This window comes from Coprococcus sp. RTP21428st1_C9_RTP21428_210409 (assembly GCF_040227395.1).
GTDB classification, from domain to species: Bacteria; Bacillota; Clostridia; order Lachnospirales; family Lachnospiraceae; genus Coprococcus; species Coprococcus aceti.
Map to the genome: position 1 here is coordinate 1 of NZ_JBEHVV010000105.1, position 6,326 is coordinate 6,326.

The 6,326-nt window shown below is 45.8% G+C and carries 6 protein-coding genes; 4 read left to right on the forward strand and 2 right to left on the reverse strand.

Annotated elements, in window-relative coordinates; translation table 11 throughout:
* From ABUA34_RS13530 to ABUA34_RS13540, 3 genes are all read left to right on the forward strand, one after another.
* A partial coding sequence (locus ABUA34_RS13530; RefSeq protein ID WP_349823479.1) for a GerMN domain-containing protein occupies positions 1 to 342 on the forward strand: 342 nt, incomplete at its 5' end.
* Positions 343 to 450: 108 nt separating this feature from the next.
* Positions 451 to 2,820 (forward strand): DNA internalization-related competence protein ComEC/Rec2, encoded by a 2,370-nt coding sequence (locus tag ABUA34_RS13535; RefSeq protein ID WP_349823480.1) that lies wholly within the window; start codon positions 451 to 453, stop codon positions 2,818 to 2,820.
* Positions 2,821 to 2,901: 81 nt separating this feature from the next.
* A complete protein-coding gene (locus ABUA34_RS13540) occupies positions 2,902 to 3,852 on the forward strand; it encodes a YitT family protein (RefSeq protein WP_349823481.1) in 951 nt (316 codons plus the stop codon).
* Between the two features lie 90 nt (positions 3,853 to 3,942).
* Here the strand turns inward: ABUA34_RS13540 and pdxT are convergent, their stop codons facing one another.
* Entirely contained in the window at positions 3,943 to 4,506 is a 564-nt protein-coding gene (gene pdxT / locus ABUA34_RS13545) for a pyridoxal 5'-phosphate synthase glutaminase subunit PdxT (protein ID WP_349823482.1), read from the reverse strand.
* Position 4,507: 1 nt separating this feature from the next.
* The gene (gene pdxS / locus ABUA34_RS13550; RefSeq protein WP_004848658.1) at positions 4,508 to 5,386 is read right to left on the reverse strand and encodes a pyridoxal 5'-phosphate synthase lyase subunit PdxS; all 879 of its coding nucleotides are present in this window, start codon (positions 5,384 to 5,386) and stop codon (positions 4,508 to 4,510) included.
* Positions 5,387 to 5,649: 263 nt separating this feature from the next.
* Between pdxS and holA the strand changes: the two genes are divergently transcribed.
* Positions 5,650 to 6,326, forward strand: a 677-nt coding sequence (gene holA / locus ABUA34_RS13555; protein WP_349823483.1) for a DNA polymerase III subunit delta, incomplete at its 3' end; no start/stop codon positions are given.

Consider the following 6,326-nt stretch of genomic DNA (forward strand, 5'->3'; position numbering starts at 1 on the left):
GATCTGGACAGATCAGCGCCTGAATCACTGGAGGAACAGATGGTTGCAGGACTGAGAATGAGTTACGATGGAACAGTTGTACCGCTCAATGAGAAAACTGTGGTTAAGAGTGTCACTGTGGATGATGCTGACGATGTGTGTACGATAACATTTAATGAGAGCTTTGCGGATGGAACAGCAGGTGTGGACGATGAGATACTTGTGTATTCTGTTGTGGATTCCCTCATGGAGCTTGAAGATGTCAAGAGTGTACAGATAAATGTGGATAATACAAATAACAGATTGAACAACATCGATCTCAGCAGGAAATTTACTGCTGATTATTCAAAGCTTGAGAGATAAACAGAAGTTTGAACAAAACAGGAGGATACGAATATAAAGAGACCATTATTCTGGATAGCAGTATGCTTTGCGCTTGGAGAGGCGTATAAAGAGGCGGCTGACAGTTCAGTGCTTATAATTGGTCTGATCATATTGGCTGCACCGGTATTGTCGGTTTACATGGACAAAGCCGGTACAGCCATGTTTTTTTATAGTGGCAAAGCTCATGGTGATAAAGACAGAAAGAACAGGATCGTCAGATGCGTTCTGAGTATGATGATATTTGGAATGATCTCGTTGACCGGTTATATGAATGGCTGTGCTATGTCAAAGCAGGAGAGACTCGCAGAAGAGCTCGATGGGCAGCAGCCGGGCGGTATAAAAGGAAAGGTGTACGAGATCAGGCAGTCCGGCGATGAATGGCGGGTATATGTGTATGCGGAATGGATAACATTTGGCAGAGGCGACTCAGAAGAAACTGTGGAATACCGGGGAAGATCAAAGGTATTGCTGTACATGGAAGACGTGGGAAGCCTGAAGACCGGAATGAAGCTGACCTTAAGCTGCAGTCTGTCAAGGCCGGACTCTGCAGATAATCCGGGCGAATTCGATGCGCGGGAATATTATTCGCACAAGGGAATATATATAGTAGGAAAGGATATCTCCATTCTGGAGTGTGGAGAGGACTACAGCCGTATAGGAGACATTCTGTTCAGGCTGCGTATAAAGTCCGGGGAGATCACAGACAGTGTGTTTGGAGAGACGGATGGCTCGGTGATAAAGGCAATGCTACTGGGGGATAAGAGCGGCATTGACAGGGATACGAAGAAGCTGTTTCAGATGAATGGAATAGCTCATATTCTGGCGATATCCGGTGTGCACATAGCAATAATAGGAATGACATTATTCGGCGTGCTGCGAAGGCTTACAGGGTCATATATGGCATCAGGTATAATGGCTATATCTGTGATCGTACTTTACGGAGTTATGACCGGGATGGCGAGTTCAACTGTAAGAGCCATGATAATGATGGTGATATCTGTGATCGGTCAGGTAAAGGGGCGAAGCCCTGATATGCTTACATCCGCGGGAACCGCGTCAGTCATACAGGCGCTGATTGATCCGGGTATCATCCTTGATGCCGGATTTCAGTTGTCTTTTGCTGCAGTGCTGGGGATGGCGGTGCCTGGAGCACTTATGAAAAAGCTTATTCCAACTAAGAATAAGGTAGTCAGCACACTTGTAATGAATCTGGCGATAACACTTGCCACCGGACCGCTTGTTATATTCTATTATTACCAGTTTCCGCTGTATTCGATCTTTCTGAATCTGCTCATAGTGCCATTGGTTTCTGTGATAATATTCGTGAGTATCGTCGTGATTGCGGCTATGCTTATTTTTCCCGGGATACTACAGGGCAATGAGGTGGCGGTGGGCATAGGAGCGTTTCCTGTGAAGCTGATACTTGCAATATACAGGCAGCTTTGCGAATGGGCGATGAAGCTTCCATTTTACAGTATAAATACAGGCCATGTGTCGGTTATGATGATTGTAGTATTTTATATGGCTATGGTTGGAGTGCTGATCCTGCTTGTAAGAGCAAAGAGTGCAGACTGCGCCAGGGTGAGGAGGCGGTTGGTCTGTCTGTGCGCTGCTGTGATCATGACCTTGTGCTGCGTGTTTTACGAAGCAGCTTCATTTGACCGGGAGTTCAGAGTTGTATTTATGTATGTTGGTCAGGGAGACGGCATACTTATAAGGTCTGGCATGGGAGTAAATATATTGATAGATGGGGGCTCGTCGAGTAGCAATAAGGTTGGTGAGTACGTGATGGCGCCTGTTCTAAAGTTTTATGGTGCAGCTCATGTAGACTATGCATTTGTGACACACGGAGATAAGGATCATGTGTCCGGTATCCAATATCTTCTAAGCGATACGAACTCCGGTATCAGAATAGATAATCTTGTGGTTCCGATGTATGGTGATATTGAAAATATGGGTGAACTGCTTGAGCTGGCAGAGAAAAGAGGCGTAAATATCATATATATGGACGGCGGTTCTCAAATGTCCTGTGGCAAGGATGCGGCTAAAGTGTGGTTAAATTTCTTGCATCCGTCCGAAAAAACTGATATAAAAGATGCAAATGATCTTTCTGCGGTTATCCGTCTGGAGTATCGAGGGTACAGTGTTTTATTTACGGGAGACCTGGGAGAAGATGGAGAACGGGAGCTTATCTCGGAGGGCGGTGATCTGAGTGCTGATGTGTTGAAGGTCGGACATCACGGCAGCAGATATTCTACGAGTGGGGAGTTCCTGAGAGCAGTCGACCCGGATCTTGCGATCATATCGGCGGGGGAGAATAACCGATATGGTCATCCGCACGGGGAGACACTGGAGCGTTTGGATGCCTGTGGAGCTGATGTAATGAGTACCATAGACCATGGAGCTATATGTGTAGAGATAACGGATGGTGGAATTTCGGTAACCGGATACAGATGATCAGGGAGTTATGAGAATAAGAATTCTGAAAGGAGAACAGGGGAAGGAAGAAACGACTATGATGTGGAAAGGAAGATGAGTATGACAAAAAAACTAAAATTACTGCTGGAATTTGTAATGCTGACACTTGGCGCAGTTATAGCTGCATTTGCTATCGAAGAATTTCTCGTGCCGAACACCATACTTGACGGAGGAGTCATCGGTATAGGTATCATGATCAATAATCTCACAGAAGTGTCCCTGAGTATTCTGACGATCGTTCTTAATGTTCCGTTTCTTATAATAGGTTCAAGACAGCTTGGTAAGATGTTCATGGTGAAGTCCGGTTATTCCATGGCTGTATTCTCAGTATTTGTGGAGATATTCAAACCCCTTGAAAATGCAACCTCAGAGACCATACTTGCGGTGTGCTTCGGCGGTGTGATACTTGGACTTGGAGTTGGTATCATCATCAAGTTCGGCGGGTGCTTGGATGGAACGGAGACCGTGGCCATCATGCTGAACAAGAAAAAAGACTGGCCGGTTGGAAGAGTTGTTCTGGGCATGAATCTGATCATATATTCTATTGCGGGAATGCTCTTTGGTCTGGACAGGGCGATGTACAGTCTTCTTACATACTTTATAACATCAAAGGTGCTTGATATGGTTGAGACCGGTCTGGAGCAGGCAAAGGCGGCCATGATCATAACTGATGATGCCAGAGAGGTGGCAGACAAGATATACAAGAAGCTTGGAAGAACAGTTACCATCATGCAGGGCAAGGGAATGATAAGCGGTAACAAGACAGTGCTCTACTGTGTTATCACGAGATTTGAGATCGGTGAGCTGAAGAACATCATCAATTCCATAGATACCTCCGCATTTGTCACAGTTACGGATGTGGCGGAGATCATAGGAAACCACATCAAGGACAATGAGTACAAGGAGATCCTTGAGAAGATAGAGGAGAAGGAAGAACCGCTCACAAAGCTTCCTGAGCATGAGAGTATGACGGACTTTGATGGCCTGGAGCATACTGAAAAAATAGATTAGAAAAAGCCTGTGACATATACCGGCAGATAACTGCTGTATATGTCACAGGCTTTTCTTTATTGATATATGTTTTAGACTGTAGTCAATATATTACTGGATACTGTCTACAAATGCCTTGTGGATCCTGTAGTCGCTGTCAAGCTCAGGGTGGAAGGAGAGGGCAAACTGGTTGCCGTACTTAACCGCCACGATCTTGTCATCAACTGTTGCAAGGACATCAACCTCAGGTGAAGCCTCAGCCACATAAGGTGCACGGATGAAAGTCATAGGAACCTCACCGATACCTTTAAGCTCGGCCTCTGTGTGGAAGCTTCCAAGCTGTCTTCCGTAGGCATTTCTCTTTACTGTGACAGGGAGAGTGCCAAGGTGTACAGTGTCATCACCTTCGATGTGCTGTGCCAGAAGAATAAGTCCTGCACATGTGGCAAGAACCGGCATGCCACTCTCGATCTGAGACTTTATAGTGTCGAACATGTCGCTGTCTCTGAGAAGCTTTCCCTGGACTGTGCTCTCACCGCCAGGAAGGATCAGGGCGTCATAAGGCTTGTTCAGATCTCCGGCATTTCTAAGTTCTAAGCATGATACGCCGAGCTCGGAAAGTACATGCTCATGCTCTGCGAAAGCTCCCTGTACTGCCAATACACCAACCTGCATATTACTTACCCCTTTCTGCCATGAGGATTGCGATCTCCTGCTCGTTGATACCAACCATAGCTTCACCAAGTCCCTCTGAAAGCTTTGCAACGAGATCAGCGTCATTGTAGTTTGTTGTTGCCTGAACGATGGCAGCAGCACGCTTAGCAGGGTCTCCTGACTTGAAGATACCTGAACCTACGAATACACCCTCAGCACCGAGCTGCATCATGAGAGCTGCGTCGGCAGGAGTAGCAACACCGCCGGCTGCGAAGTTTACAACTGGGAGACGGTGATTCTCATGTACGTACTGAACGAGATCGTAAGGAACCTCAAGCTTCTTAGCTGCCTCATACAGCTCATCTGTTCTCATGCTGACGATCTCAGCGATCTGGCTGTTCATCTTTCTCATATGTCTTACGGCCTGAACGATATCACCTGTACCAGGCTCGCCCTTAGTTCTGATCATTGAAGCACCCTCGTTGATTCTTCTGAGGGCCTCGCCGAGATCCTTGGCACCACATACAAAAGGAACCTTGAACTGTCTCTTGTCGATATGGTATACGTCATCTGCTGGTGAGAGAACCTCGCTCTCGTCGATGTAATCGATCTCGATGGCCTGAAGGATCTGAGCCTCTGCGAAATGTCCGATACGGCACTTAGCCATAACAGGGATTGATACAGCGTTCTGGATTCCCTTGATCATCTGTGGGTCACTCATACGTGATACACCACCTGCAGCTCTGATATCTGCTGGGATTCTCTCAAGTGCCATAACTGCACAAGCGCCGGCAGCCTCAGCGATCTTAGCCTGCTCAGGTGTTGTAACGTCCATGATAACTCCGCCCTTAAGCATCTGGGCAAGTTCCTTATTTAACTTATATCTTTCTGTTGTCTCCATGTTGAACCTCCGTTATAATTAGATTTGTGTTTATTGGAGTGAGTGTACATAAACTCACAATCTGTAGGTGATTATAAAACCAAAGTGACATTATAGAAATAATCAATATGTGATTATAAAAACAGGTCAGATAACCTCTGATATTATCAAAATACATAGAAAAACAGGTCAGATTTGCCACATAAGATATAATTATGGTAGAAACTGGTACTGTATTTTGAAAATCATATTGTGAGACATAAGCTTGATGAAGGAGAAACGTAATGGCTGCAACAAAGAAAAAGGAAAAAAAGAACGCGATGGCGGTCATAAACCAACATATAAAGACGGGGGAGTTTGCCAAGATATATCTTCTGTATGGGGAGGAGAGGTATCTCGTGAACCAGTACAGAGATAAGCTGCTGTCGGCTCTGACTGATAAGGACGATAATCTGAATTTTATGAAATTTGCCGGAAATGGGATCGATACATCTGAGCTTCTTGCATTCTGCAACGAGATGCCATTTTTTGCGGACAGAAGAGTTGTCCTTGTGGAGAACAGTGGTCTGTTCAAGAGCAGCAACGAGGATTTTGCAAAGAAGCTGGTGGAGATAGAGGATACATCAGTTGCCATATTTGTAGAGATGGATGTGGACACCAGGTATAAGCTGTTCAAGGCTGTGGACAAGAATGGAGAGGCTCTGGATTTTGCGACCCCTGATGAGAAGATGATGGTCACGTGGGTGAAGTCACTGTTCCGTGCCGATGGTGTTGCCACCACAGACACGGCGATATACAAGATAATCGAAGCTGCTAACATGGATATGAACTGTATCAAGAATGAGGTTGACAAGATGATAAGCTACGCCGGAGACACGAAGCAGGTCAGCGAGCATGATGTGGATCTTCTGTGCAGTCAGGATGCGGAGAGCAAGGTGTATCAGATGATAGACTTCATCAT

Coding starts and splice junctions, on each gene's coding strand:
- ABUA34_RS13540 (WP_349823481.1), top strand. CDS start 2,902: ATGACAAAAAAACTAAAATTACTGCTGGAATTTGTAATGCTGACACTT.
- pdxT (WP_349823482.1), bottom strand. CDS start 4,506: ATGCAGGTTGGTGTATTGGCAGTACAGGGAGCTTTCGCAGAGCATGAG.
- pdxS (WP_004848658.1), bottom strand. CDS start 5,386: ATGGAGACAACAGAAAGATATAAGTTAAATAAGGAACTTGCCCAGATG.